Here is a 24,034-nt window from a genome sequence, read left to right as displayed (position 1 = left end):
CTCCTCCCTTAATTAACGCGGCGTGGCAACGCCCCATCTGCGAATTGTTGATCGACTCAAATCCGGATAACGCTCCGAAATCATCCGGAATACCGTGACTGCTCGCTCCTCAAGCTCCTCAGCATGATGCAGCAGCTCGCACAACGCATCTCGGCTTAAAGGGTCAATTTGCCTGCCTACTGTGCCATTCTCCTTGATGCACGTCTTCATGCGAGGAAGCAGCAGAAGCAGCTCCTCGTAAGCGGAAGCGGCCTTCTCCAGTCCGTTAAACGCCCCCGAGACATCTCGCAGATAAGAGGCAATTTCTTCACGGGTGTACATATAGTCATCCATGATGTACACGGCGCCGCCCTCATCGTAATCTCCGCTTTGCAGTCCATTCCGCAGGAAAGTATAAGCGAGTTTGCCGGAGGCGATATCGGTATTCGGCAATGTTTTGTATGGGGTATCCCAGTCGTGAATGGCGAGCCGCAGCGATTCCAGTACCATATCAGCGAGCGGGGGCTCCATCCGTTCACCGACAATCTGACAATACCAGAAGCCGGTGAAGTTTAAGCCGAGATTATCGTACAGCACGATTTGATAGTCGGAGGAATGTCCGTCTTGGACGTAAAAAACGGCATCCTCATCGTCGTAACCGCAGATAACGCCAAACTCCGGAATCCAGTAGATGACCCCGAGCCCGTCATCAAGCGATTGTTTAACCCATTTGACAGCATCTTGTTGGTAGTAAGAGAAGGTAGGGTGGCGGGTGCGTCCTGCGTCCCAAACCGTATACAGACCGAGATTTCGGATGGCTGGGGAGTGTTCGTCACCCCATTGCCCATATGCGGATACCGATAGGGGCAGCAGCCGCTCATGGACCGTGAATTTGAAAGCCATTCCGGTGAGACCGGCAAGCTTATACTTAGGGCCTTCAAATCGTTTCGCCGCCGATAATATGGCATACAGGCTGTCGATGTACGACTTGGATTGCCTTTTCATGGTGATGTCATCCAGCAATACGCGCGTCATGTTGTCGCTGCGCCTCCTTCTCCTAACCGTTCCAGTGTTCGTCTGCAAAGCGCATCGAGCTGGTCTCGAAGCCATCGCGGTGCGAACAGTGCCTCCCAAGGGGACACCATCAAATGATGCAGGAAGGATTCAATTTCATGAAATTCCACTGTATATAACGCCTGATCAGGCGTGGAGGAGCGTATACGATATCCGTGCCAGGAATCCGTTGCGATGGGCTGCGCCAGCTTTACTTGGGCTGTGTAAGGCTTGCGCTGCGGCGAGCCTGCCGCCGTGGAACCGCCGGCACCCCATTCCAGCGTTTCTGCATCCATGGGCTCGAACCTCGTAGAGGATACATCCACACTGCTGATGCCATCGAGCCGTAATAAGCGCTGCTTGTCAGCTTGTTCGCAATAGGCAATCATATAGTCGCTATTGTATTGACTCACTAGTTTGAGCGGGCGTAAGGACAACTGCTGCAGCCCGGATTCATCCCGATAGGTGACCCGTACGATGAAATGCTGCGAGATCGCATAGGTAAGCCGTTCAAAGGCGTGAATGAGCTGCGGATTGGTTTCAAAGATGGGGAGCCGCTGAACCAGTGCTTCGGACTCCGCTTCCTCCTCTGAGAAGCGGTCAAGCAAATGCGCGACACGATTTACCGATGCTGCATTATCGTAATTGTACTGACGATAGCGGTAGGCTAAATATTTTAACACCTTCTTCTCCTCGTCGGTCATATAGAGCAAGGGAAGCGCGTATGTTTTATTCTCGTAGCAATATCCGCGGTATTTAGCGACATAAAGCAAGGGGGCTGAGAGCGAGTAGGTCAAATACTCGATATCGCGCTGCGCCTGGCGCTTCGAGATTTCGAATTGCTGAGCCAGCTGTGTGCTGCTCGGGTACTTGCCCTCTCTGATCTGACTATCGAACCACCTGATTCGGTGCATGTTGCTCAAGTCGTACCCTCCTTTAAATCGAACGTTCAATTGCTGCCACTCTATGTATTACATCATCCGATGCCTTCGACTGACAAGCAAAGTTTGAGTCCGATATAGTCACCCGTCCCCCGGATGGAGAACGGGCTGCTGTCTAACCGGTAATGCGATCTACGGAATCCTGCGGAGAATGGATGCATCGTTTACATACTTTTACCGTAGATCCGTCTGTTTTAGCCCGAGGATAGAGCAGTTTGGTACGTGTTCTGCTGCAGACCGGACAAGTGCCGCGGCCGCGAGATGGAAGGCTCCACAGTACACGCCCGCGTTTTGTTTTTGCCATTGGTAGTGACCCTCTTTCGAAAGCTGAAGTGATTACAGGATTAAGTATAAAATAGCTGGTGCGACATAAAATGTCGTATCAGTACATGGTGCAAGTTTTGTCTTGCGTAGCTGCTGTGGTATAATCACAGCAAATATTACCGTTCCCCGGAGGCGATTATGCTCAGTTTTGACCAGAAGCTTTCGATTTTGGAGTCCTTTCCTGAGCTCAAGCGGAAGGACGTGTCACTCGGCCGTGTGAATTATCAGTATGATGAAAGTCTGTACGATAAGAAAAATGTGGCGTTCCACCTGCACCCGAATGGAAATGGGTACGTGTATGCCGGACATTTGCGCGGCTATGATACGGATGAGAAGGGGTTTGTGAACATCCGCGGCTATGAAGCCGATGCGTTCCGACAATTGGTAGAGGAGTCGATTCGTTCGCTATCCTACCGTGCGCCGGAGCCGACCTCGAAGAGCGCCAAGGCCGCTGCTGCCCCGCGCGGCGAGGTACATGCCTCGACTTGGTTCGGACCCGAGAAGCAGTCGCTTATTTTGAAGCATGAGGATGATCTGTGGTACGTGTATGCCGGACCGAACCTCGAGATGGTGCTCGAAACCTATGAAGAAGCTGAACAATATTTGCAGGAAGAAGGCTTCTTTCTTCTATAATCGGCTCAAAGAAAACCGCCCGGCTGTGATCGCTGGCGGTTTTTTATTATTATGAAGTGTTTCTTTTTGCTATTTACATAGAGGAAGCCGTTGGACTACGATCAAGGTAACGGAAATGGGGGAGATGCTATGTCGTCGTCGACGATTCGAGCGATTGTATTTGATTTCGATGGTACGCTGGTGGATACCGAATCATGCGCCTATGATGCGTTTTGCCGGATTTATGAGGAGCATGGCCATATGCTGCCACTGGAGAGATGGGCACTTTGCGTAGGGACAATAGGCGGACCTTTCGATCCGTATGAGGACTTGCAGGAGCTTGCGGGGAAGGACCTCGACAAGGCTGCGCTTAAGGAGCGCTTCGAGGTGCTGCATGACGAATCGCTTCGTGACGTGAAGCTTCGCCCCGGTGTTCTGGCGCTGCTGGAAGAAGCGAAGCAGCTTGGGCTGCGAATCGGCCTTGCATCGAGCTCCGATCGGGGATGGATCAACAGACATCTAAGGGAACAAGGCATCGCCGGTTATTTTGAGGCGATTTATACAAGAGACGATGTCGAGTTAGTAAAGCCCGATCCGGCGCTTTACCGATTAGCGGTTGAAGCACTTGGCGTACAGCCGTTCGAGACTGTTGCGGTGGAGGATTCTCTGAACGGCCTGAAGGCGGCCAAGGCTGCAGGCCTGAAGGCGATCGCGGTTCCGAATCCGATCACCTCGCATATGGATTTGTCGCAGGCGGATGTTCAGATTACGGGGTATGAGAATCAGACATTGGCGGGGCTGCTTGAGCGGCTGTAGATGGGCCGTTTAGGATGAGCCACCAACTAGAACAACATAAAAAGCCTCCCGATGGGAGGCTTTTTATGTTGTTCTAGTTGGCTTATTCTGTTGGAAGCTTTCTACGCAGCTGTTCCATTTGCTCATTGATTAGCTCATCTTTCGCAGGCGTGCCTGCTGTATTCGCAGTAGGTGCTCCATACGAATCGCTGTAGCCTGCGCCGTATGGTTGTCGGTTCATTGCAACATGGGCTTCCCATTGGGCGATTTTCTCTTCGATACGCTGGAAGCCGCGTGAAGCGGATCCGCCTTCGAGGCTGGCACGGCCAATGCTGAAGCTCGGCATGCCGGAGCGGGACTTCGCTGCCGTTTGCTGAATGCGAGCAAGCAGCTCTTCGCGTTTCTTGAGCAGCAGCGGGAGCTCCGCACGGGCTTTCTCAAGCCGCTGTGTCAGCTCAGCGATCGTCAGCTTCGCTTTCTCGATCCATAGCGAATATTCTTGCGCTTTCTCGGTGTAATGCAGCTTCGCCGTTAATGCCTCGCGCGCCGTAGCTTCATTGCCGGCTCTCATGGCATCGAGTGCTTTAGCTTCGCTGTGTTCTGCCATTACCGCTGCTTCGTTAGCTTGCTGTGCAAGTCCTTTAACCATCGCTTCTTGTTTGAACAGCTCCTGCTGTGCAGTTGCGATCTCTTCTTGCATGCCGCGCACATATTGGTTGAGCATCATGGCCGGATCTTCCAGCTTGTCGAGCAATTCGTTAGCAGCTGCTTGTGTAATATTGAAAATTCGATTTAGCAATCCCATTGTTGAACATCTCCTAGTTTTGGTTTTGTAGTTGTTGTCTGGCTTAATGACTGCGTGTTCCTTCCTTCAGGTTAGACGTGGAAGTGAAATGGGCTGTCTGGGGACAATACCTCGAATGGCGCTTTCGGTACAATCAAACTTGCGACGATGTACACGAGCAGCGTTGTGCCAAGGCTAAATACGCCGGATACGATGAGAACAAGTCGGATGATGGTTGGATCAACGCCGAGCCAATCGCCTAGGCCACCGGATAGACCAGTCAATTTGCGATTTAATGTAGAGCGGTAAAGCTTCTTCATGTTGAAACATCTCCTTTAGGTTTGTGTTTGTGTAGGGGTTGAGTTAGTGCCGTCTATTGTGAAGGTATGTTCTGGCGTATGGTGATGACGTTTAACTGATATCCTTAGTTTAAAATAGGACGGCCTTCCTCGAAACCGTCTGGCGGCTGTTCTTCATGCTGGCCTTAAGGCGGGGGCGGCCTCCGACCTCAGGCCGCTGAGCATGACAAATAAGCACTCCGAGTTCAGCTCGGCGCATGGCCGAAGCTGTCATTGGAGTGCTCATCATCGCCACTAAGCCGTGGTTGCACCGATGCTAAGGCAGCAGTTTAACGACATTAAAATTATCTTCGATTAGCAGCCAATTCTGCGGGAAGCTGAGACCCAGCTTCCAATAGCTGATGCCGCGGAGCTTGAGTTGTTTAAGCAGGTTGAATTTTGCTTGAATAGAACGGGCATCCTCAAACCATACCTTATGTTCTTTACCATTAGCATCCCAATAGGAGAAATTCGGCGCTTGAGCGGTGTAGTCGTATAGGATCTGGGCGTTATATTGTCTTGCGAGGGCAATAGCTGCTTGCGGACTAATAGCCCGGGCATAGGCGCCGCCGGCCACGTAGGGCAGTGTCCAGTCATAGCCATATAAGTTTTGCCCCATGACGATCTTGTTCGCGGGAATTTCCGTGAGTGCGTACTCCAGCACCGTTCGAACCGGACCGATCGGAGAGACGGGCATTGGCGGCCCGCCGCTGTATCCCCACTCATAGGTCATGATGATGACAAAGTCGGCGATCTGTCCATGGGCTTTGTAATCATGGGCCGAATACCATGCACCTTGCTGGGTAGCGCTTGTTTTGGGAGCGAGCGCAGTGGACATGGTGAGCCCGGCCTTGTGGATCGGGACGACAGCTTTGCGCAGAAAGCGATTGTAAGCTTCCTTATCTTCAGGACGGAGATGCTCCAGATCGAAATGGATGTCCTTATAATTCAGACGTTTCGCGGTGTCCAGGATGGTAGCAATCAGTTTATTCTGCAGGGCCGGGTCGTTCAGAATGAGCTGACCCAGCTCCGCGCTGAATTGATCGCCTTCCAAATTGGTGATCGTCATCATCATCGCTGTACGATAACGCCGTGCAATGGATTCGAGATCGCCAAGCGGAGGCAGGGCGAGTGTGCCGTCGCGCTGGATGCGGAAGCTTGAAGGTGCCAAATAGGTAAGAAGCGGAGCTGCGTTTCGGGCTGCTTCCGTTAAGGCAGGGGAGACCGTCGTCCCTCGTGGATCAATATAGGCATTGATCACAGCGTTGCGTTTCGGAATTGGCGGGATATAGAGGCGATGGCCGATCTGCAGCGTACTGTTGATCCCGATGTTATTGACTGCAGCAAGCGTGGCAGCCGTGGTACCGAATTTCCCGGCGATGCTCGTTAGCGTATCCCCCGGAAGCACCCAATAGTATTGCCCGACAATCGGAATAACGAGTGCCTGTCCGATCACCAATGTATCGGCCGGCGAAATCTCATTCGCTGAAGTTATGTCTGCAACGGGTATCCCATACGCCTGTGACAATCGGTATAGCGTCTGTCCCGCCTGAACGACATGAATTTGCATCGATTCCCCTCCTCCCGGAACTCACCTCTTACATGCTATTCCGTTCTACTGCCGCACATGTCAGGGGCAAAGGCGTTATTTGGTCGGAATTTCAGCGTTCGTTGCATCGATGATATCGGAAATACGCGCTTCAAAAGCGCTGACTCGCTGTTTCTGCTCCACAATCGTGCGTGAAATAGATACTAGTGTGGTTAACGATTGGAGCGTGCCTTCGTAGGAGTTGGCTTTGATCGTCTCGTTTAACGTTTTGACGACAGGCGATATATTCTTCTTCGTGCCGGAAATAACGGATTGGACCGATGTAATCTGACTTCGCAGCGGATCAGTCTCGGCGAGTTTGGCGCGCAAATGCTTGATCGTATTCGAAGTGGCCGCCTTTGCGGACTTAAGGATCTCTTCCTTGATGCGTATTTCAGTGCGGGCAAGCTGCGTGGAGGGCTTTAACAGATCCGCTTGAATCTGAAGCAAGGCAGCCAGCTGCTTCATCTTGAGGAACTTGGCGTCTTTGATTTGAGTATTTAACGACGTGTACATCGCAAACAGCGGTTGATACCGTTCTTTGGTTTGAGCTACGTCTTGTGTAAGCTTGCCGATCTTCGCGGCATCGATCTGGCTGATCCGGGCACGGATCGCGCTAAGTGCATTGCCATTGTAGTAATGGAGGGAAGCAATCGCGGTATCGAGTAAATCTTCCTTCTGCTGAAGAGCAGTCAGGTTCATCGATTGAGCCGTAAGATTCTGCTTCATGCTGTAGCTTGCGGTGGTTATTTGCTTCGAGAGCTTGCTTTGGGCCGATTCGGTCAGCTTCACGGATGATGCGGAGACGTTAGCAGGCATGGAGATCAATAATGCGAGCAGAGCAAGTAGTACGGCTGAAATCGGCTTTCTCATCATAGAATGTAACATAGTGATCAGCTCCTCCTTGGACGGGTTCCCCTTGTAAACGCAAAAACACCCGCAAGAAAGGCATGATAGCCTTTGCTTACGGGTGCTTCCAACGTAAGAGAACTTATTTTGTTTATTTTGTAAAATGTATCCTATTCGCCGGAAAAAGTCAATCGGTTTGTGAAGTCGGCGATTGCTGGATTTTACTGGTTTAAGCTATAATGAAATAACAGATTCCAAGCCTGAAGTTTTCGCCCTGCTACACCCCGAACGGATAGACCAATCCAAGAGTTCAGGAGGCTGTGACGATGAGTGAACAGAAGGATCGTGAGCTGATTTTCGTATTTACGGGACCGGACGGCTCCGGACGCAAGACAGTAGCTGACAGTGTAGGCACAACACTCGGTATTACCAAGGTAATCTCGTATGCGACTCGCAGACCACGTTCGGGAGAAGTGAACGGTCAGGATTATCACTTCATCACCCCTGAACTGTATGATCAATTCGATGCCGACGGCGATTTTATTGAAAGCGTTACCGTCAATGGGAATCGCTACGGTTTACGGGGCAAAGACATTGCGTACAGCCTGAAGAAGGGCGGCAGCATCTATTTGATCCTGAATCACGAAGGTGCCCATGCGCTGAAGGATATGTATGGTGAGCGGGTAGTGCGGCTGTTCATTTATGCAGATCGGCGAACCGTTCAGGAGAGGCAAACCCAAGAGGGAATCGACCCCGACATCATAAAATCCAATTTGGATCAATATGAAACCGCGATCCGCTACCAATCTCGATGCGAGCACGCTTTCGAGAACTATGACCTCGCGCATACCGTATTTGAAATTTCCAACACGCTGGAGAGTTATTTGGAGCGGAATTTGGAAGAACGCGATTAGTGATATGAACGACGTATGAGCCCGTCCCTTTACGTAAGGGGCGGGCTTTTGGTCATCTCGTTATCCCATCCGGGAGCGATAAGTCGTCGGTGCCGTATCCGTTAGCTTTTTGAACAATCGGGAGAAGTAGAACATGTCCGAATAGCCCAGGAGCGACGCGATTTCCATGACGGTCTTGTCCGTGTTGAGAAGCAGCTTCTTGGCCTCCGCTACTTTGAGCCGGTGAACAAACTCGCCAAGCGGATAACCTGTATAGTCGTGCACGATTCGTCTTAACGTCGGAATCGAGATATGATGCCGTGCTGCAAGCGCGATGCTGTCGAGCGGCTGGTAGACGGTGCCGGACAAGTCGTCCAGCAGGTTATGCACGAACAAGGCGCGGCTGCTCGTCTGCGTCTGATTGAAGCGCAGCGACATGTCGAAGAGCAGCGATTCCAGCGCGAGCGCCGCTCGATCTTGATTGGCGGGAACGGCGCTGTCCATGAGCTGGAAGATGAGCTCGATTTTGCTCAGGAAGCTCTCGTCGGTTCCGACGAATTTCACGAGCGCGGGATGCTCGTACCAGTTCGCAAGCCATTCTTCTACGCGTTCGCCCTCGAGTGCGAAATAATACTCATCCCAGTAGCCATCCGTCTCCGGTCCGTATTGAAACACCGCGCCGGGGTACAAACAGAAGAGCGATCCGGCCTCGACAATTTGCCGTTCCTCAGAGTCGGTTTGGTAGTATCCGCGACCTGCACCGATATATACGAATGACCAACGATCAAATTCGGCGTTCTCCCGCCTGGAAGTGCGTCCGGGCAAATGGCCGGCGTTCGTGATCATTAGCGATTTCACGCGCAGCTTCTTCACATCAACCATGCAGTCGAACAGGCGCATTGGAAGCGGACTGATCATATTGTCCATGTAGGTTGGCATGGTGTGCATTCTCCCATCCTTCATCACAAGGTAAACTCATTATAACGAAAACGATTACAGAAGGGAAAGGTTGATCAAATCATGACAACAGCGGAAAAGAAGTTAAATATAGGTGTAATTGGTGCCGGTTCGATTTCGGGTGCGCATCTGGGGGCTTATGCTTCCAATAAGGATGCTGTCCTTGTAGCAATTTGTGATAAGAACGAGGCGCGTGCTCAAGCGGCGGCCGACAAGTACGGCGCTGCTAAGATTTACACGGATTATCGTGAGCTGCTTGCTGATCCCGGCATTGATGCTGTAAGTATCTGTACTTGGAACAACACGCATGCTGAGATCGCGATTGCTGCGCTGGAAGCGGGCAAGCATGTTTTGTGCGAGAAACCGCTTTGCAAAACAGTCGAAGAGGCGGAACGCGTACAAGCGGCGGTTGAAGCTACGGGCAAATTGCTGCAGGTTGGTTTTGTGCGCCGTTATGCTTCGAGCATTGAGGTTCTGAAAGGGTTTATCGATGCCGGCGATCTTGGCGAAATCTACTATGCGAAAGCAACATGCCTGCGCAGACTTGGTAACCCGGGCGGCTGGTTCTCCGATATTGAACGTTCCGGCGGAGGTCCGCTGATCGATCTTGGCGTTCATATTATTGATATCTGCTGGTACCTCATGGGGAAACCGAAGGTGAAGTCGGTCAGCGGCAATACGTACCGCAAACTCGGCAACCGTTCGCATATTAAGAATCTGGGCTTCTATCAAGCCGCGGATTATGATGCAGAGAAGAACGATGTCGAAGATTTGGCAAATGCGATTATCCGCTTCGAGAACGGCGCTTCCTTGATGGTGGATGTCAGCTTCACGCTGCATGCGCAGAAGGATGAGCTGTCCGTGAAGCTATATGGCGATCAAGGCGGAGCAGAAGTAGAGCCGGCGCTTGTTATTATGGGCGAGAAACACAGTACGATCGTGAATACGACGCCGCAGGTGGATCACGCTACGTTTGATTTCAACGATGCGTTCGGCCGTGAAATCGGACATTTCATCAACAGCTGCCTTGGCCGTACAGAGACGTTGAGCCCTGTTCAAGATGGCGTAGAAGTAACGCGCATGCTGTGCGCAATCTATGAGTCGGCTGCAAAAGGGACCGAAATTCATTTTTAAACAGAAAGGTTGTTAATGAGCGATGACGATTCATTTATCCAATAAAATAGGCGTTATTGTGGACAGCTTCGGTATTGGCGTCCGTGAAGGATTGTTGAAGGCTAAAGAAGTCGGCGCAGAAGGCGTGCAAATCTATGCGGTATCCGGTGAGATGGATCCTGCGAATATGGATGCAAACGCCAGACGCGAGATGCGTTCGCTTATCGACGGACTGGGGCTGGATATCTCGGCACTATGCGGCGATCTGGGTGGACATGGCTTCCAAGATGCTGCAGCCAATCCGCAGAAAGTAGAGCAATCCAAGCGCATTCTTGATCTGGCTGTCGAGCTCGGCACCAACATCGTGACGACGCATATCGGTATCGTTCCGGATGATAAGAACAGTGCAATCTATGCGGCGATGCAGCAGGCATGCGAGGAGCTTGGCCAATATGCGAAGAGCTTGAATGCTTATTTTGCGATTGAGACGGGTCCGGAACCGGCCGCTCACTTGAAGAGCTTCCTGGACACGCTGAGCACGAACGGCGTTTCCGTTAACTTCGATCCTGCGAATATGGTCATGGTCACCGGCGATGATCCGGTACAAGGCGTGATTACGCTGAAGGATTATATCGTGCACACCCATGTGAAGGATGGCCGCAGACTGCGTGTGGTCGATCCGCGCCAAGTGTACGGGTTCCTCGGCTATCAGAAAATGACGCACGAGCATATTGCGGAGATGGCTGCCGGCGGATTGGACTTTGAAGAGGTGCCGCTTGGCGAGGGAACTGTTGATTTTAATGCCTATTTTGCTGCCTTGCAGTCCATTGGTTACACAGGTTACTTGACTATCGAACGTGAAGTCGGCGCGAAGCCGGAGCTGGATATCCGCAGAGCGGTCGAGTTTATTAAACAGTACCGCTAGGGTGCTGATCGGGGGATATGGACAATGAAAATCGCCATTAGTGTATGGAGCTGCCATAAATATTTGTACGACGGATCTTGGCAAAATGCGGACTTTATCGATTATGCCGCATCGGTTGGCGCGCAAGGCGTGGAGCTGCTCAGCGTGTTCTGGAATAAGGAGAGCGACGTGCCTGCGGTTCACGAAGCATTGGCTCGCACGGGCATTAAGCTGGCATGTTTCGGAGCTTGCAATGATTTCGTGAAAACGACGGCTGAAGAGCGTGAGGTTCAACTGCAGGATATCATCTTGGCTGTTGATATGGCAGTCGAGTTCGGCGCAGAGGTTGTTCGCGTGTTTGCGGGCGATCGCAAGGAAGGCATCAGCTATGAGCAGGCGAAAGGCTGGATCGTGGAAGGGCTGGCGCAAGGCGCTGCTTATGCAGAGAACAAAGGCGTCGTGCTCTGCTTGGAAAACCACGGCATCTTCGCCGGGAAATCGGAGCAGGTGCAGGATATCATCACATTGGTCGGTTCGCCTGCGCTACGCAGCACCTTCGACATGGGCAATTTCTTGCTCGTCGACGATGTGCCCGCACAAGCTTTCGAAGCGCTGCATCCGTTGATCCGTCACGTGCATGCCAAAGACTTCGCGCGCGTGGGCGAAGATCAGAAGGAAGGCGTGCTGCGCGCGCTTAGCGGCCAGCCATTCGTTGGCACTGTGCCGACGGAAGGCGACGTCGGCGTTGCCTCGATCGTCGCCAAGCTGGCCGGCGTAGGCTACGACGGCTGGATGAGCGTCGAGTACGAAGGCCTGGAAGAGCAGAAGAGCGGCACAGCCAGAGCGGTAGAGAAGCTGGCGCAAGCCGTTGCTGCAGCGAAGTAAGTTGAGATGAACCCCGGATTGCCATGCATGGTTACGCATGGTGGTCCGGGTTTTTTTGTTTGTGGAGGTAATGCGAATATGACGTACCGTACTGCAGCGAAGAAAGCCCAAAACTACGGAATGATGACATCTAAAATCGAAATAGGATTGAATATGTCAAAGAGTGATAGATATCTTTCCTGCAGATTCGCATACAAAGATTGGTTTTACCATTCTCCCTTAGTACCGATGAGCGTCAACCTGTTCTAAACTGAAGTCATTACAAGTATTGAAGCTGCATGAAAGCGCGTTCGCAGCAGAACGTAGTTCTCGTCATCAAAGCGCTAACGAATTAGGAGTGTAGTGCAATGGCAAGAAAAGAAGTTTTTGTAGGCATTGACGGTGGTGGTACCCGATCGACCGCGATCGCAGTCGATATGGAAGGAAACGTCTTGGCAAAGGTAATAGGCGGATCAATTAATTTCTATTCGATGGGCATGAAACGAGCGCGCGAAAATCTCAAACAAGTCATGAATCGGGTATCAGAAATAGTAAAGATAGACGAATTTGAAAGCGTATTCATCGGAAATTCTGCCCTGAGCCAAGAAGCGACGGCAGCGGTAACTGATGAGTTTACCACAGGCATCATCAATAGCCGGAGCGTTTATATGCACAGTGATACGTATATCGCATTAATGGCTATGACGATCGGTAAACCAGGCATATTGATCATCAGCGGAACCGGCTCGATGGGGATCGCTAAGGGGATGACCGATGAACTCCTAACCATCGGGGGCTATGGCTATTTGCTCGGGGATCAAGGGAGTGCATATCACATTGCACTTCAAGGGATTCAAGCAGCAGTGGCTGCTGAAGAAGGACTGGCTCAAACGACCGCGCTCAGTGATGCGTTGAAGCGATATTTCGCGATCCGGGATATGAAGAAACTCATCGAAAAATTTTACAATCCCCCATTAGATCGACATATTATTGCCGGCTTTGCCTCCGAGGTTGCCCTATGCGCTGAATTAGGGGATGAGGTTTCGCTGAGGCTGGTAAAGCAGGCGGCGCACGATCTCGCTAACCATGCGATGGAGCTGGAGAAGAGGTTGAACATTAAGGGCGTACCCATCGGTGCAAGTGGAAGCGTTATGACTAAAAACAACTATATCTACTGGGAATTCAAACGACTGCTGAATCAAAATTGTCCTCTATCCGCAGTGAGGAGAATCGAGTTCCCGCCGGAATTTGGCGCGATCTTCGCTTGCTTTCACGAAAACAAGCTGTTATTGGAGCCATCCGTGCAAGAACGCATGAAAGTAACCTATGCCTTACAGAAGGAGGTCTAAAGTGAACGCAGGATTGCAGTATATAGACGGGGTATTGGATTTAATCGGCAGGCTGAAGTCGGAAGAACAGGCGCATTTGAGCCAGGCTGCACATCTGATTGCCGATGCGATTGAAGCAGGCCGAACCTTGCACGTGTTCGGAACAGGCCATTCTCATATGCTCGCGGAGGAACTGTTCTATCGTGCAGGCGGGTTAGCATGCGTGAATCCGATCATGGAAGAAGGATTGATGCTGCACCGAAATGCAGTACAAAGCACGGATTTGGAACGGTTGGAGGGGCTTGCGGCTGTTCTTTTCAAGCAGCTGTCTGCTCAAGAAGGCGACGTTATCCTTATCGCATCCAATTCCGGTAGAAATGCGGTGAACATTGAGATGGCCTTAGAAGCGAAGACCAGTGGATTAAAGGTCATCGCCATTACGAGCCTTAAGCATGCAGAAGCATCATCATCCAGACATAGCAGCGGCAAACGGCTGCATGAAGTCAGTGATGTGGTGATCGACAATCATGGATGCATCGGCGATGCGTCGGTGGAAGTTTCAGGATTGTCTATAAAAGTATCACCAACTTCTACCGTACTCGGGGCTTGTATCGTGAACACGATAGTGGCAGAAGTGGTAGAGCTTCTCGTGCAGCGGGGAATCATGCCGGATCTGTTCGCCAGCAGCAATATGGATGAAGGAGAGGCACATAATCACCGCCTCATCAAAAAGTATAAAGGAGTTGTTCGGAGCCTATGACAACCTTGACCAGCATTTCGTCGCTAGGAGCGAACAGCGGGATCATTCGGAGCTGGTGTGAAAGCAATGGGTTTTCCTATATCACCGACAATAAAGGTGATATCCAAATTACAGCTTCGGAGTCAACTGAAGCGAGATTTAGCTATATTGAAGAAACGTGTTCGATCTCCGATGAGATTTACGAGCTGGCGATCAAAGGTGAGCCGCCTCATTACGAGGTGACAATTACCTATTCAGGTGAGCGAGGACTCCGATACGCGCTGAATGCCATTAGGCAAATGATGAAGCGCGGACAATGGCAGGAAGGTGTGAAATTCGACTATCCGTTATTTCCGATCAGAGGGATCATCGAAGGATTCTATGGACAACCCTGGAATGATGAGCAGCGTTTAAACATGCTTCACTTTATTGCTTCGCACAATATGAATACGTACGTATACGGACCGAAGGATGACCTCTATCATCGGGAGCGGTGGCAGGACCTTTACGATGAAGAGTCTTATTCCAGGCTAAGCAGCGTTTTTGGCGAGGCTGCTAAACTTGGGCTTACATTCTACTACAGCATTGCTCCGGGGCTGTCCATGCGTTATTCAAGCGAAGAGGATTTTGCCGCACTCGTTCGAAAAGTCGGTCAAATCTACGAGCTCGGGGTGAAACACTTCTGCTTGCTGCTCGATGACATTCCGGAGGAGCTTCAACATCAAGAAGATATCCGGATTTACAGTGATCTAGTAGAAGCACATGTACGATTAGTTAATCGCTTCTATACGGAAATCATGAAGTGGAATGAAGGAATTCGTCTTGTAGTCTGCCCTACGCAATATTGGGGGAAAGGAGACGAGCGGTATATCTCTCAGCTAGGCAGCCGCATCCATCCAGGTATAGAGTTATTTTGGACCGGACGTAATATTTGTTCGCCGGAGATTACACTTAGCGAAGCTGCCGTGTTTACACAGCAAACGCATCGAAAACCGCTCTATTGGGATAACTATCCAGTAAACGACGTGGAAATGACGGATGAGATGCATATCGGTCCCTACCGCCAGAGAGATCGTCATTTATACCGATTTGCTCGAGGTATTATTGCAAACGGGATGGAGTATGCCGAAAGCTCCAAAATTGCTTATGCGACAATCGCCTCTTACTTATGGAACCCGGAGCGGTATGATCCGGAAGCGAGCTGGCGTGAGGCGCTGGAAGAGGCCGTCGGTCAAGCGGATTTTGAACATATGCTCCAATTTGCAGATAACGTTCGCTATTCTTGCTTGTATCTGACTGACTCGCCGATGCTCGCCGCTGAATTGACTCGATTTAACTTTGCTTACTTTTATGGGGACCGTGAGCAAGCCATCGACGAATTGGAACAGTTCATCACCAAGATGAGCGATTCTGCAGCATGTTTATTGAATGGCATGGAGAATCAGCTGCTGCAGAAGGAACTCCAGCGCTGGCTTGTTAAATTCTCTGCCGGATGCGCAGTGCTGAAGGATTGCGTGGACTATATTCGCAGTCAGAATCCAAACGATCTCGAACAGGTCCGCCTCAATTATGAGCGGTATCGCGGTGATCTCACGTATGTGTTTGCCGATGTGCTTTTTTCTTTCTTGAATAAAGTGCTTGATCGATATTTTACCATTTAATAACCATCTGAGAGGGGTTTATAAAATGAAAAAAGCAATTATTGGACTCACGCTTATGACATCCATTGCAGCACTTACAGGGTGCTCCGGAACATCGAATTCAGACACGAATACAGCTGCCGATACAAAAGCAGGCAACAGCGACGAGAAGTTCACGATTCGACTCGCTGACGGCTCTCCGGGCGATGACATGCTCAAGGTATGGAATCAAGTGAAGGACATGTATGAGAAGGCGCATCCGAACGTTACGGTTGAATTCGTTCTGCAAGATCCTCAATTGTATCAAACGATGGGGCTGCCTAGCTTGCTAAATGGCGAGAATGCACCGGACATTTATTTTGAATGGGCCGGCGACAGGCTGAAGACGAGAGTACATGATGGATTTGCAGCAGACCTATCGAGTTATTTGGAAGAAGACGGCCTAAAAGGAAAGTTTACAGAAGGCAATTTCGTTGGCATGGTGTTCGACGGCAAGAAATATATGATTCCGACGGATGCCCAAGTTACGAACGTGATGTGGTACAACAAAAAAATCTTCAGCGAAGTAGGAATAACGCAGCCTCCTGCTACATGGGACGAGTTTATGGCCGATTGCGCGAAGCTTAAAGCCGCTAATTACACGCCGATTACGACGGGCAACAAGGATTTGTGGACGGCTGGCAACTGGAACGCCCATTTGATCTCCCGGGTCGTGGGAGAACAGGCTTATGCTGACGCGATGGAAATGAAGGCTCCGTTTAACACGCCTGAATTCGCTAAGGCCATGAGCTACATGAAAGAAATTTGGGATAAACAATACATTAACGACAGCGTTAACGGTATTAACGATGATGAAGGCGCAGCATTGTTCTTCAACGGAAAAGCTGCCATGTATCCATCAGGCGGATGGTTTGTTTCCGGAGCTAAAGATCATGCGCCGGATATGGATTACGACTACTTCAATATGCCGACGATGACTGACGGTAAGGGTGACCAAGGAAGCGTAATCGGCGTTTTGGAAGGCTATGTCGTCAACAAGAATTCCAAACATATTCAAGCCGCTGTCGATTATTTGAAACTGTTTGAATCGCCTGAAGTGGTTACGATGCTGAGCAAAGCCGGCTCATCCATGATTGCGCCGGGATCGGAACCAGAGACGAACCCTACAATCTTGAAACTTAAAGCTATGATGGACAATACAAAGTCAGTCGTATCTCCTCCCGATACCGGCTACAACTTGGAAGTTGCAGATGCACTCAACTCCGCTACAGCTGAAGTTCTCGGCGGCGTGAGCACACCGGAAGCAGCACTGGCCAAATTGGATGCCAAAATTGCTCCTCTCAAAAAATAAAGCTTGCCCTGTAAGCCGGCGCCTGTAGCAAGTCGCCGGCTTATTCATTTCAGACACCAGGAGGTCAGGAAGTAGTGCAAAAAAAATTTCGCATAACACCCTATTTGTTCACTGGGCCGGCAGTACTCTTATTCTCCTTTACCATCCTGCTTCCGATTGTAATGACGTTCATCTTCAGCTTCTATGACTGGAACGGCTTCGGAGCCATGAAATTCATCGGCATCGACAATTATATTCGGGCATTTCACGACCATATTTACCTTGTGTCTTACTGGCATATTCTCATCTATATCGTGCTGACGATCTTTCTTGAAGTGTTTGCCGGTCTTTTGCTGGCGGGGCTAATTACCGTGAAATTAAAGGGTTCGGGCCTGTTCCGTGTTGCGTTCTTTACTCCGGTTATGCTGCCAATGCTGGTTACCTCCTTTATGTGGAGGTTTGTATATAATTCGGACTTCGGTTTATTGAATGCCATATTGAAATTAGTAGGTCTGGATAGCTGGACACAGGTATGGCTGGGCAATCCGCACACCGCGTTATATGCGCTCTGTATCGTTTCCGGATGGTCCTATGCCGGATTCTACATGACGATTTTTTATGCAGGCATCCAGCGTATTCCAAACGATATTTATGAATCTGCTTATCTGGACGGCGCGACGGAGAGAGACATCTTCTTCAAAATCAAAATTCCAATGATTAAAAATTTGGTGGAAGTTGCGCTTACCCTATGTATTCTTGGCGGTTTCCAAGGGTTTGACCTATTCTATGTTATGACCAATGGCGGCCCGTACAACGCTACCGAAATTGTAACCACGTATTTGGTTAAGGTCGTGTTTACCAACGGGAGCATCGGCTACGGTTCTGCTTTGGCTGTTATCATGACGCTTGTTGTCGTTGGCGTCGGTTTACTATTGAACATGTTAAAGCGCAATGAGAATGAAAAGCTGGAGTATTAATTGCAGTCGACGGAATGAAAGAGGGGCTTAGGCATGGAAACATACACAGTGCGCAAAAGTGGCAGCAATCTTGGTTATCGAATGGCTTTTTATGTATTCATGAGCTTGTTCTCACTGATTTACTTCTATCCAATGATTTGGATGCTATTTTCTTCATTCCGCGGAAATAGCGAGATTTTCAACAAGCCATTCTCGCTTCCGAACAAAATCGATTTTCATAACTGGTCGGAGGCTTGGAAAATCGGCGGCATGAACACCTATGTGCTTAACAGCGTGATCGTGACCTCGCTGACAGTCGCTTTTATCTTACTGTTTGCAAGCTTAGCGTCGTTTGCTTTCAGCAAGCTGAAATTTATGGGAAGCAAATTCATGCTGCTGTTATTTGTGTTTGGGTTGTTCATGCCGCTGCAGTCGTTCTTTATTGCGCAGAACTATCTTTTTGATCATATGCATATTAAAAATACGTATTATGCACTAATTCTGCCTTATGTCGGGATGGGACTTCCGCTGGCGATTTTCTTGCTTAAAGCGTATCTCGATTCGATCCCGAAAGAAATGATGGAAGCGGCAAGAATCGACGGATGTACGGATTTACGCATGTTTGCGAGTGTTATTATGCCGCTGCTCATTCCAAGTTTGGCGACAGTTGCTATCTTCTCTTCGTTGAATGCATGGAATGAGCTGCTGCTTGCTTTGCTGTATGTTCAAAGTGACAGTCTAAAGACAATTCCTGTAGGCTTGCTTGCCTTTTCAAGCAAGCATTTGACGGATTATAAATTGTTGTTCTCGGCACTTACGATCATTACCATCCCGATGATTATGATTTATATCTTCTTCCATAAACATATCGTAAGCGGATTGACGGAAGGATCCTTAAAATAAGGGAGCATAACGCAGTATGAAAACAGCGATTATTTTAGCGGCTGGGCCCGGAACCAAGATGTGGCCCTTTGCGGAGATCCGGCCGAAGGCGATGATACCTGTCGCAACCAAGCCGATTATTGCGCATCAGGTGGAGTCGCTCAAGGAGCTCGGGTTTACGAGAATCGTAATTGTCGGCGGCAAGCTGCACGGGCAGATTCGTAATTATTTCCGAGAGAGCGGGCAGCATTCAGGTGCACGTGAGGATGTTGAAATTATCGTGGTTGCCGATGAGAAGGGGCAAGGCACGGCGCTATCGCTGTCTGCTGCAAGAGCAGCGGCAGGGGATGCGGCCGAGTTCCTCGTATTGTACGGAGACACGCTGCTAGATCCTGCTGACATCGGAGGGTTGCTGGCTTCGTTTGGCCTGCGCTCGAAGCGGGAGATTGCCGCTGTGCTTGTCAATCCGCTGCAGGAGCAATCCCCCTCGGATTGGATTTGCTGCAAGCTAGAGCAAGGCTTTGTCCAGCATATTATGGGACATCCTCGCGGCGGCTGCACGCATCGCTTTTGCGCATTCGCCTGCAGCCAGGAATTCTGGTCTTATGCCAGCGGCAATTCCGGCTTGTTTACAAGCGTTCAGGTAGGGATGATGCCTCCGTTAGAGGCACACCTCGAGATGTCGCTCCTGGATAGTATGAATGACGGCTATGCGGTACGGGCCGTTGAGACGACAGGTGATTTTGTAGACTTAGACAAGCCGTGGCATATCCTGTTAGCCAATGAGCTTGTTGCGCGCAAATCCTGTGCGAAGCTTACGGCTAATGTCCTTGCAGAGGGTGCCTCTATTGATCCCAGTGCATCGATCGACGGTTATGTACAGCTGGGCGCAGGCAGCAAAATCGGTCGCAATGTCATCATCGAAGGCAACATCATCGTCGGAGACCGGACGGTCATTGAGAATGGTGCCATTCTGAAGGGGAATCATATCGTCGGCAATGATACCTATATTGGGAACTATTGCTTCTTATCCGAGGGCACAACAGTTGGCGACCACTGCGTCATTAACCACTGTGCGGAGCTGGAAGGCGTTATTTTTAACACCGTCTACTTGTACCACTATATGGAGTTTTATGGGGTTATCGGTACCTCTACTGACCTTGGCGCAGCAACGGTTTGCGGAACCTTGCGATTCGATGATGGCAGAACGACCCATCGCATCAAAGGACGCAAGGAGATACCTAGTGAACATAGCGATGCCATTTACTTAGGTGACTTTGTTCGAACGGGCGTGAATGCCATTCTCATGCCGGGCGTTAAGGTCGGAGTCTATAGTATCGTAAGCTCGGGCGTCATTCTGGAAGAAGATGTGCCTAACCGTACTCTGCTTTATGTGAAACAGGACCTCGTCCGCAAGGAGTGGGGACCGTCGAAGTACGGCTGGTAAGGGAAGAAATAGGAACCTTGTAAGAGAGCGGAATGCTCAGGAGTAAAATCTTGTAGCGTGCGCTCTTTTCTTTTATGCCGCCATTATACGAAAATAACCTGGGAGGGTATCTGTTATGAGCAATCAACCACTTCGTTTAGCCATTGTTGGAGGCAATAGAGGGGGGCGGTTCAGAAGCGCGCTTGCTGCGCTTTCGGACCGGCTCCAGCTGGCTGCTATTTGCGATATTAATGATGCGGTTACTAAGCAATGGAAAGTAGATTATCCCTGGATCGAAACTTATCAAAGCTATGAACAGATGCTGCAAAATCCGAATATCGATGCCGTCTTTCTAGCCAGTCCAATGCTGCTTCATGCAAGGCAATCCATTGATGCTCTTAAAGCGGGCAAGCATGTATTGAGCGAGGTCATCGCAGCGCATACGCTGGATGACGCTTGGGAGCTTGTTGAAACGGTAGAGAAGACCGGACTGACCTATATGATGGCCGAGAATTATTGCTTTGCGCGCTCTAATTTGGCTGTCAAATACATGGCCGAACAAAAGATGTTTGGCGAGATTACGTACTTAGAGGGGGCTTATATCCACGATCTGCGCTTTAGTGTTCATCACAAGGACGGCTCGTTGACATGGCGCGGCGATCTTCATCATCGGTATAACGGACTAAATTATCCGACCCATTCCATCGGTCCGATCTCCCATTGGCTGGGGCTTAACAAAGACGGCGGAGACCGGATGAAGAGCATGGCGACTTTTACCTCGAACTCTCGATCCCTGCAATCTTATTATGAAGAGCGGTTTGGGAAGGATCACCCCGGATCGCAGCCAGGCTATTGGAAGCAGGGGGACTCAGCCGTCACGAACATCATGACAGAGAATGGCGTCCTCATCACATTACGAGTGGATTGGACCTCTGTCCGTCCGCATAACGTGCGCCATTATGTCGTTCAAGGTACGGAGGGCGCTTATCTTTCCCGGCGGCACGAGCAGGAGGATGATTTGGTATGGTTCAAAGGGCATTCGATGCAACCAGATGGAGAGCCCGAGCAGCAGGAAGAGATGTGGGAGTCACTGACAAAGTACCAGCCGGAATTCGATCATCCGACTTGGCGGCGCTGGGAGCAGCAGGCTCAAGGGTCAAGGCACGGCGGCGGAGATTTCTTCGTGCTTGAGGAGTTTGTCTCTTCGATTCAAGAACGGAGAAAGCCGCTTGTCGATGTATACGATGCGGTAACATGGAGCAGCATCTTTCCGCTCTCCATGCAGTCGCAGGCCAACAACGGACAGCCGGTTGTCTTTCCTGATTTCCGCAGGAATGGAGGGAAGGGCAGATGAAAGAGGAAAGAAAGCTGCCTCAGCTGGGCATGCGCTTAGCGAGCTTATCGGAATTGCCTGCGCTTGTATTGCCTGAAGGGTTTTATCTTCGGCATTTTGAACCGGGCGATGAGTCGAGCTGGGAATCGATTGTAGAGAAATCCTTTGGCTGGAACCGAGATTTCAGCCGCAAAATCGCAGCGCATGCCTATTTCAAACCTGAGAGGGTATTGTTCATCTGCGATCGAGAGAAGCCTGTCGCTACCGCATGTGCTTGGCATGAGCCGAAATGCGATGAAGATTGCGGTTATTTGCATATGGTGGGGGTTGATCCCGCGTATGCAGGACTGGGGCTTGGATACAGCATCAGTCTTGCAGCCTTGTACCGGATGCGGGAGGATGGTAAGCGTCATGCCGTACTTGAAACAGACGACTTTCGACTGTCGGCCATTCATATCTATCTGAAATTAGGATACCAGCCTGCGTATGAAGGGGCAGAACTGCAAGAAAGATGGAAGCAAGTTTATCATAAGCTGAATCTCACGTTCGTGGAGGAGAGTGATTGAGATGAGCGATACCATAGCGTCCAACCAATTACCGTCGCTGACGATCCAGGCTGCTACAAGACCGGGCAAATGGGATAAACCGAATGAAGATACGCTCGTACGGAATGAACGGAATCGTACGTACGGCGTCGTGGACGGGGTATCCTCCATGTCCGGTTACTTCGATGAGGAAGGGAATACGGGGGGATGGATCGCCGCCCAGCTGCTCGCAAGGGAGTTAAGCGTGTCTACACCGGACTTTGATTTGAGAACAGCGGTTCTAAGGGCGAATTTGCGGTTGCTGGAGCGAATGGAGGAGGCCGGCGTCGATATTTCGGTCAAATGGAAGCGGTGGGGTGCGGTGTTCGCAGTCGTGAAGATCCATGACAACCATTTTGAATTCGTGCAAAGCGGCGATTGCATGTTATTCGCGCGCTACAGTGACGACAGCATTCGTGTCTTAAGCCGCAACCAGGTGGCTGGCTTCGATCACCAATCTTTAATGGCGCTGCAGGAGATGAAAGCATATGGAACGTTGACGGATGAGGAAATCGGCAACCGCATGCGGCCTATCGCTATCATTAACCGTAATAAAGCGAACACGTCGGAAGGGTATTCCGTTATGAACGGGGATCCCCTCCTGGCGTCCTTTATGGAGTACGGCCATATTTCGCGGGCGAACGTGCGTCGGATTTATGCGGTTTCCGACGGCATGTTTCATTTTATCGAGAATGATGAGGACCCGAGGAAATGGGAGAAGTTCTTGGGAGAACTGGATGAGCGGGGAATTGAAGCTTATATGGCGCAATTAGTCGAGCAGGAAGAGCTTGACCCTATGTGCGAGAAGTACCCGCGTCATAAGAAATCGGACGATAAGTCGGCGGTCATTGTAGAGCTGAAATAATCCGGATATTCAAGAATCGATAGAAAAACTTGCCATAAATGTTTGCTTCATGCTCGGCGAACCCTTTGCTTGGGAACGTCCGAGCATTGTATTTTTGGAGCGCTGTATGAAAATCGAGGAAGAAGGTAGGGATTAGCTTGGCGAGCATTTGGCATATCACACATACGGAAATGGTACTGCGTCTTCTATGCGCGACCGGGCTTGGCGGTTTGATTGGACTAGAGAGAGAGTGGAGTAATCATGCGGCTGGATTTCGGACGCATATTCTCGTATGCATCGGCTCGACGGTCATCATGTTGCTGTCGATATATGGATTTGCGGATTTCGTTAATGAAGGCAACGTTAGAATGGACCCAGCGCGGCTCGCTGCGCAAGTGATTAGCGGCATCGGCTTTCTTGGAGCCGGCGCCATTCTTCGCAATGGATCCTCAGTAAGCGGATTGACGACCGCCGCTTCTATATGGGTGGTAGCCGCGATCGGTCTGTGCGTGGGCTCCGGATTTTACTTCGTCTCGGTGGTAGCGACTTTGTTTGTGCTGGTAAGCCTCTTCGGCTTAAACAAGCTGGAGAAGCATTGGCTGCACGCGAAACGCGTACAGGAAATCATAGTGAAGGTAAACTTGAATGCCGGTATTCTGGGAAACATCGTGGGGGCTTTCGAGGGAAGCGGGTTATCCATCTACAAATTCTATACGAAGCATGATGTAAGCATAGAGCGCAGAGGCGAAACCGGGCAAGTGATTGAGCTTCATTTTAGCTTCAAAAACCCGAATCAAGAGAAACTGCTTCTAGCCATGGAGATCATCTCCTCCCATGATAGCGTTATTTCAATGCACGCACCGCAGCAGATGAGTCCCAAGCAAAAGAAAGGGCGGCCGGCGCACCTTCTGCCATCTCAACTTCAGAAGTAAACCAAGCAGCTCTAAGCAAAACTAAAAACCTTAGCCCGGTACATCA

At 50.4% G+C, this 24,034-nt stretch carries 25 protein-coding genes; 17 read left to right on the top strand and 8 right to left on the bottom strand.

Annotation, left to right across the window (positions count from 1 at the left end; translation table 11 throughout):
- Positions 1 to 12: 12 nt before the first annotated feature.
- From AC50Y3_RS24225 to AC50Y3_RS24215, 3 genes are all read right to left on the bottom strand, one after another.
- Positions 13 to 1,014 (bottom strand): cysteine peptidase family C39 domain-containing protein, encoded by a 1,002-nt coding sequence (locus AC50Y3_RS24225; protein ID WP_494821296.1) that lies wholly within the window; start codon positions 1,012 to 1,014, stop codon positions 13 to 15.
- Positions 1,011 to 1,946, bottom strand: coding sequence for a helix-turn-helix transcriptional regulator (locus AC50Y3_RS24220; protein WP_494821489.1), 936 nt, complete (start codon positions 1,944 to 1,946; stop codon positions 1,011 to 1,013). The genes AC50Y3_RS24225 and AC50Y3_RS24220 overlap by 4 nt, the downstream gene beginning before the upstream one ends.
- A 142-nt stretch (positions 1,947 to 2,088) precedes the next feature.
- A complete protein-coding gene (locus AC50Y3_RS24215) occupies positions 2,089 to 2,277 on the bottom strand; it encodes a hypothetical protein (RefSeq protein ID WP_494821295.1) in 189 nt (62 codons plus the stop codon).
- A 158-nt stretch (positions 2,278 to 2,435) separates the two neighbouring features.
- Between AC50Y3_RS24215 and AC50Y3_RS24210 the strand changes: the two genes are divergently transcribed.
- A complete protein-coding gene (locus AC50Y3_RS24210) occupies positions 2,436 to 2,930 on the top strand; it encodes a hypothetical protein (RefSeq protein ID WP_494821294.1) in 495 nt (164 codons plus the stop codon).
- 129 nt (positions 2,931 to 3,059) lie between these two features.
- On the top strand, positions 3,060 to 3,725 hold the full coding sequence (locus AC50Y3_RS24205) for an HAD family hydrolase (RefSeq protein WP_494821293.1): 666 nt from the start codon (positions 3,060 to 3,062) through the stop codon (positions 3,723 to 3,725).
- Between the two features lie 82 nt (positions 3,726 to 3,807).
- Here the strand turns inward: AC50Y3_RS24205 and AC50Y3_RS24200 are convergent, their stop codons facing one another.
- From AC50Y3_RS24200 to AC50Y3_RS24185, 4 genes are all read right to left on the bottom strand, one after another.
- A complete protein-coding gene (locus AC50Y3_RS24200; protein ID WP_494821292.1) occupies positions 3,808 to 4,509 on the bottom strand; it encodes a PspA/IM30 family protein in 702 nt (233 codons plus the stop codon).
- Between the two features lie 71 nt (positions 4,510 to 4,580).
- Positions 4,581 to 4,808, bottom strand: a complete 228-nt coding sequence (locus tag AC50Y3_RS24195; RefSeq protein ID WP_494821291.1) for a PspC domain-containing protein — start codon at positions 4,806 to 4,808, stop codon at positions 4,581 to 4,583.
- A 295-nt stretch (positions 4,809 to 5,103) separates the two neighbouring features.
- Positions 5,104 to 6,396 (bottom strand): LysM peptidoglycan-binding domain-containing protein, encoded by a 1,293-nt coding sequence (locus AC50Y3_RS24190; RefSeq protein ID WP_494821290.1) that lies wholly within the window; start codon positions 6,394 to 6,396, stop codon positions 5,104 to 5,106.
- A 75-nt stretch (positions 6,397 to 6,471) separates the two neighbouring features.
- Positions 6,472 to 7,302, bottom strand: coding sequence for a hypothetical protein (locus AC50Y3_RS24185; RefSeq protein ID WP_494821289.1), 831 nt, complete (start codon positions 7,300 to 7,302; stop codon positions 6,472 to 6,474).
- A gap of 287 nt (positions 7,303 to 7,589) precedes the next feature.
- Here AC50Y3_RS24185 and AC50Y3_RS24180 point away from each other — a divergent pair, with 287 nt between their 5' ends.
- On the top strand, positions 7,590 to 8,177 hold the full coding sequence (locus AC50Y3_RS24180) for a guanylate kinase (protein WP_494821288.1): 588 nt from the start codon (positions 7,590 to 7,592) through the stop codon (positions 8,175 to 8,177).
- A gap of 60 nt (positions 8,178 to 8,237) precedes the next feature.
- On the opposite strand, the gene AC50Y3_RS24175 is transcribed toward AC50Y3_RS24180, so the two are convergent.
- Positions 8,238 to 9,095, bottom strand: a complete 858-nt coding sequence (locus AC50Y3_RS24175; protein WP_494821287.1) for a helix-turn-helix domain-containing protein — start codon at positions 9,093 to 9,095, stop codon at positions 8,238 to 8,240.
- 81 nt (positions 9,096 to 9,176) lie between these two features.
- On the opposite strand from AC50Y3_RS24175, the gene AC50Y3_RS24170 reads away from it, so the two are divergent.
- The 14 genes from AC50Y3_RS24170 (at position 9,177) to AC50Y3_RS24105 (ending at position 23,988) form a co-directional block, all read left to right on the top strand.
- Positions 9,177 to 10,247, top strand: a complete 1,071-nt coding sequence (locus AC50Y3_RS24170; protein WP_494821286.1) for a Gfo/Idh/MocA family protein — start codon at positions 9,177 to 9,179, stop codon at positions 10,245 to 10,247.
- Between the two features lie 22 nt (positions 10,248 to 10,269).
- The gene (locus tag AC50Y3_RS24165) at positions 10,270 to 11,151 is read left to right on the top strand and encodes a sugar phosphate isomerase/epimerase family protein (protein ID WP_494821285.1); all 882 of its coding nucleotides are present in this window, start codon (positions 10,270 to 10,272) and stop codon (positions 11,149 to 11,151) included.
- A 24-nt stretch (positions 11,152 to 11,175) separates the two neighbouring features.
- Entirely contained in the window at positions 11,176 to 12,015 is an 840-nt protein-coding gene (locus AC50Y3_RS24160; RefSeq protein WP_494821284.1) for a sugar phosphate isomerase/epimerase family protein, read from the top strand.
- Positions 12,016 to 12,362: 347 nt separating this feature from the next.
- A complete protein-coding gene (locus AC50Y3_RS24155; protein WP_494821283.1) occupies positions 12,363 to 13,343 on the top strand; it encodes a BadF/BadG/BcrA/BcrD ATPase family protein in 981 nt (326 codons plus the stop codon).
- A 1-nt stretch (position 13,344) separates the two neighbouring features.
- Positions 13,345 to 14,082 carry a sugar isomerase domain-containing protein gene (locus AC50Y3_RS24150; protein WP_494821282.1) on the top strand — a complete coding sequence of 246 codons (738 nt, stop codon included), beginning with the start codon at positions 13,345 to 13,347 and terminating at the stop codon, positions 14,080 to 14,082.
- A complete protein-coding gene (locus AC50Y3_RS24145) occupies positions 14,079 to 15,722 on the top strand; it encodes a protein O-GlcNAcase (protein WP_494821281.1) in 1,644 nt (547 codons plus the stop codon). The genes AC50Y3_RS24150 and AC50Y3_RS24145 overlap by 4 nt, the downstream gene beginning before the upstream one ends.
- A 25-nt stretch (positions 15,723 to 15,747) precedes the next feature.
- On the top strand, positions 15,748 to 17,052 hold the full coding sequence (locus AC50Y3_RS24140) for an ABC transporter substrate-binding protein (protein WP_494821280.1): 1,305 nt from the start codon (positions 15,748 to 15,750) through the stop codon (positions 17,050 to 17,052).
- A gap of 74 nt (positions 17,053 to 17,126) precedes the next feature.
- Positions 17,127 to 18,008: a carbohydrate ABC transporter permease gene (locus tag AC50Y3_RS24135; RefSeq protein ID WP_494821279.1), complete on the top strand. Its 882-nt coding sequence runs from the start codon at positions 17,127 to 17,129 to the stop codon at positions 18,006 to 18,008.
- Between the two features lie 33 nt (positions 18,009 to 18,041).
- Complete coding sequence (locus tag AC50Y3_RS24130; RefSeq protein ID WP_494821278.1) at positions 18,042 to 18,890, top strand: carbohydrate ABC transporter permease; 849 nt, start codon at positions 18,042 to 18,044, stop codon at positions 18,888 to 18,890.
- Between the two features lie 16 nt (positions 18,891 to 18,906).
- Positions 18,907 to 20,316, top strand: coding sequence for an NTP transferase domain-containing protein (locus tag AC50Y3_RS24125; protein WP_494821277.1), 1,410 nt, complete (start codon positions 18,907 to 18,909; stop codon positions 20,314 to 20,316).
- Between the two features lie 115 nt (positions 20,317 to 20,431).
- Entirely contained in the window at positions 20,432 to 21,649 is a 1,218-nt protein-coding gene (locus AC50Y3_RS24120) for a Gfo/Idh/MocA family oxidoreductase (protein WP_494821276.1), read from the top strand.
- A complete protein-coding gene (locus AC50Y3_RS24115) occupies positions 21,646 to 22,194 on the top strand; it encodes a GNAT family N-acetyltransferase (RefSeq protein ID WP_494821275.1) in 549 nt (182 codons plus the stop codon). The genes AC50Y3_RS24120 and AC50Y3_RS24115 overlap by 4 nt, the downstream gene beginning before the upstream one ends.
- Before the next feature lies 1 nt (position 22,195).
- On the top strand, positions 22,196 to 23,077 hold the full coding sequence (locus tag AC50Y3_RS24110; protein ID WP_494821274.1) for a protein phosphatase 2C domain-containing protein: 882 nt from the start codon (positions 22,196 to 22,198) through the stop codon (positions 23,075 to 23,077).
- A gap of 170 nt (positions 23,078 to 23,247) precedes the next feature.
- Positions 23,248 to 23,988, top strand: a complete 741-nt coding sequence (locus tag AC50Y3_RS24105) for an MgtC/SapB family protein (protein WP_494821488.1) — start codon at positions 23,248 to 23,250, stop codon at positions 23,986 to 23,988.
- Positions 23,989 to 24,034 lie beyond the last annotated feature (46 nt).

The organism is Paenibacillus sp. J22R98 (assembly GCF_059383835.1).
The sequence above is the reverse complement of the archived record's forward strand: the minus strand, read 5'-3'. Positions and strand labels throughout refer to the sequence as shown.

Bases quoted from the DNA above. Each gene is read 5' to 3' on its own strand.
- AC50Y3_RS24225 (WP_494821296.1), bottom strand. From the start codon at position 1,014: ATGACGCGCGTATTGCTGGATGACATCACCATGAAAAGGCAATCCAAG.
- AC50Y3_RS24220 (WP_494821489.1), bottom strand. From the start codon at position 1,946: ATGCACCGAATCAGGTGGTTCGATAGTCAGATCAGAGAGGGCAAGTAC.
- AC50Y3_RS24215 (WP_494821295.1), bottom strand. From the start codon at position 2,277: ATGGCAAAAACAAAACGCGGGCGTGTACTGTGGAGCCTTCCATCTCGC.
- AC50Y3_RS24210 (WP_494821294.1), top strand. From the start codon at position 2,436: ATGCTCAGTTTTGACCAGAAGCTTTCGATTTTGGAGTCCTTTCCTGAG.
- AC50Y3_RS24205 (WP_494821293.1), top strand. From the start codon at position 3,060: ATGTCGTCGTCGACGATTCGAGCGATTGTATTTGATTTCGATGGTACG.
- AC50Y3_RS24200 (WP_494821292.1), bottom strand. From the start codon at position 4,509: ATGGGATTGCTAAATCGAATTTTCAATATTACACAAGCAGCTGCTAAC.
- AC50Y3_RS24195 (WP_494821291.1), bottom strand. From the start codon at position 4,808: ATGAAGAAGCTTTACCGCTCTACATTAAATCGCAAATTGACTGGTCTA.
- AC50Y3_RS24190 (WP_494821290.1), bottom strand. From the start codon at position 6,396: ATGCAAATTCATGTCGTTCAGGCGGGACAGACGCTATACCGATTGTCA.
- AC50Y3_RS24185 (WP_494821289.1), bottom strand. From the start codon at position 7,302: ATGTTACATTCTATGATGAGAAAGCCGATTTCAGCCGTACTACTTGCT.
- AC50Y3_RS24180 (WP_494821288.1), top strand. From the start codon at position 7,590: ATGAGTGAACAGAAGGATCGTGAGCTGATTTTCGTATTTACGGGACCG.
- AC50Y3_RS24175 (WP_494821287.1), bottom strand. From the start codon at position 9,095: ATGCCAACCTACATGGACAATATGATCAGTCCGCTTCCAATGCGCCTG.
- AC50Y3_RS24170 (WP_494821286.1), top strand. From the start codon at position 9,177: ATGACAACAGCGGAAAAGAAGTTAAATATAGGTGTAATTGGTGCCGGT.
- AC50Y3_RS24165 (WP_494821285.1), top strand. From the start codon at position 10,270: ATGACGATTCATTTATCCAATAAAATAGGCGTTATTGTGGACAGCTTC.
- AC50Y3_RS24160 (WP_494821284.1), top strand. From the start codon at position 11,176: ATGAAAATCGCCATTAGTGTATGGAGCTGCCATAAATATTTGTACGAC.
- AC50Y3_RS24155 (WP_494821283.1), top strand. From the start codon at position 12,363: ATGGCAAGAAAAGAAGTTTTTGTAGGCATTGACGGTGGTGGTACCCGA.
- AC50Y3_RS24145 (WP_494821281.1), top strand. From the start codon at position 14,079: ATGACAACCTTGACCAGCATTTCGTCGCTAGGAGCGAACAGCGGGATC.
- AC50Y3_RS24140 (WP_494821280.1), top strand. From the start codon at position 15,748: ATGAAAAAAGCAATTATTGGACTCACGCTTATGACATCCATTGCAGCA.
- AC50Y3_RS24130 (WP_494821278.1), top strand. From the start codon at position 18,042: ATGGAAACATACACAGTGCGCAAAAGTGGCAGCAATCTTGGTTATCGA.
- AC50Y3_RS24125 (WP_494821277.1), top strand. From the start codon at position 18,907: ATGAAAACAGCGATTATTTTAGCGGCTGGGCCCGGAACCAAGATGTGG.
- AC50Y3_RS24120 (WP_494821276.1), top strand. From the start codon at position 20,432: ATGAGCAATCAACCACTTCGTTTAGCCATTGTTGGAGGCAATAGAGGG.
- AC50Y3_RS24115 (WP_494821275.1), top strand. From the start codon at position 21,646: ATGAAAGAGGAAAGAAAGCTGCCTCAGCTGGGCATGCGCTTAGCGAGC.
- AC50Y3_RS24110 (WP_494821274.1), top strand. From the start codon at position 22,196: ATGAGCGATACCATAGCGTCCAACCAATTACCGTCGCTGACGATCCAG.
- AC50Y3_RS24105 (WP_494821488.1), top strand. From the start codon at position 23,248: ATGGTACTGCGTCTTCTATGCGCGACCGGGCTTGGCGGTTTGATTGGA.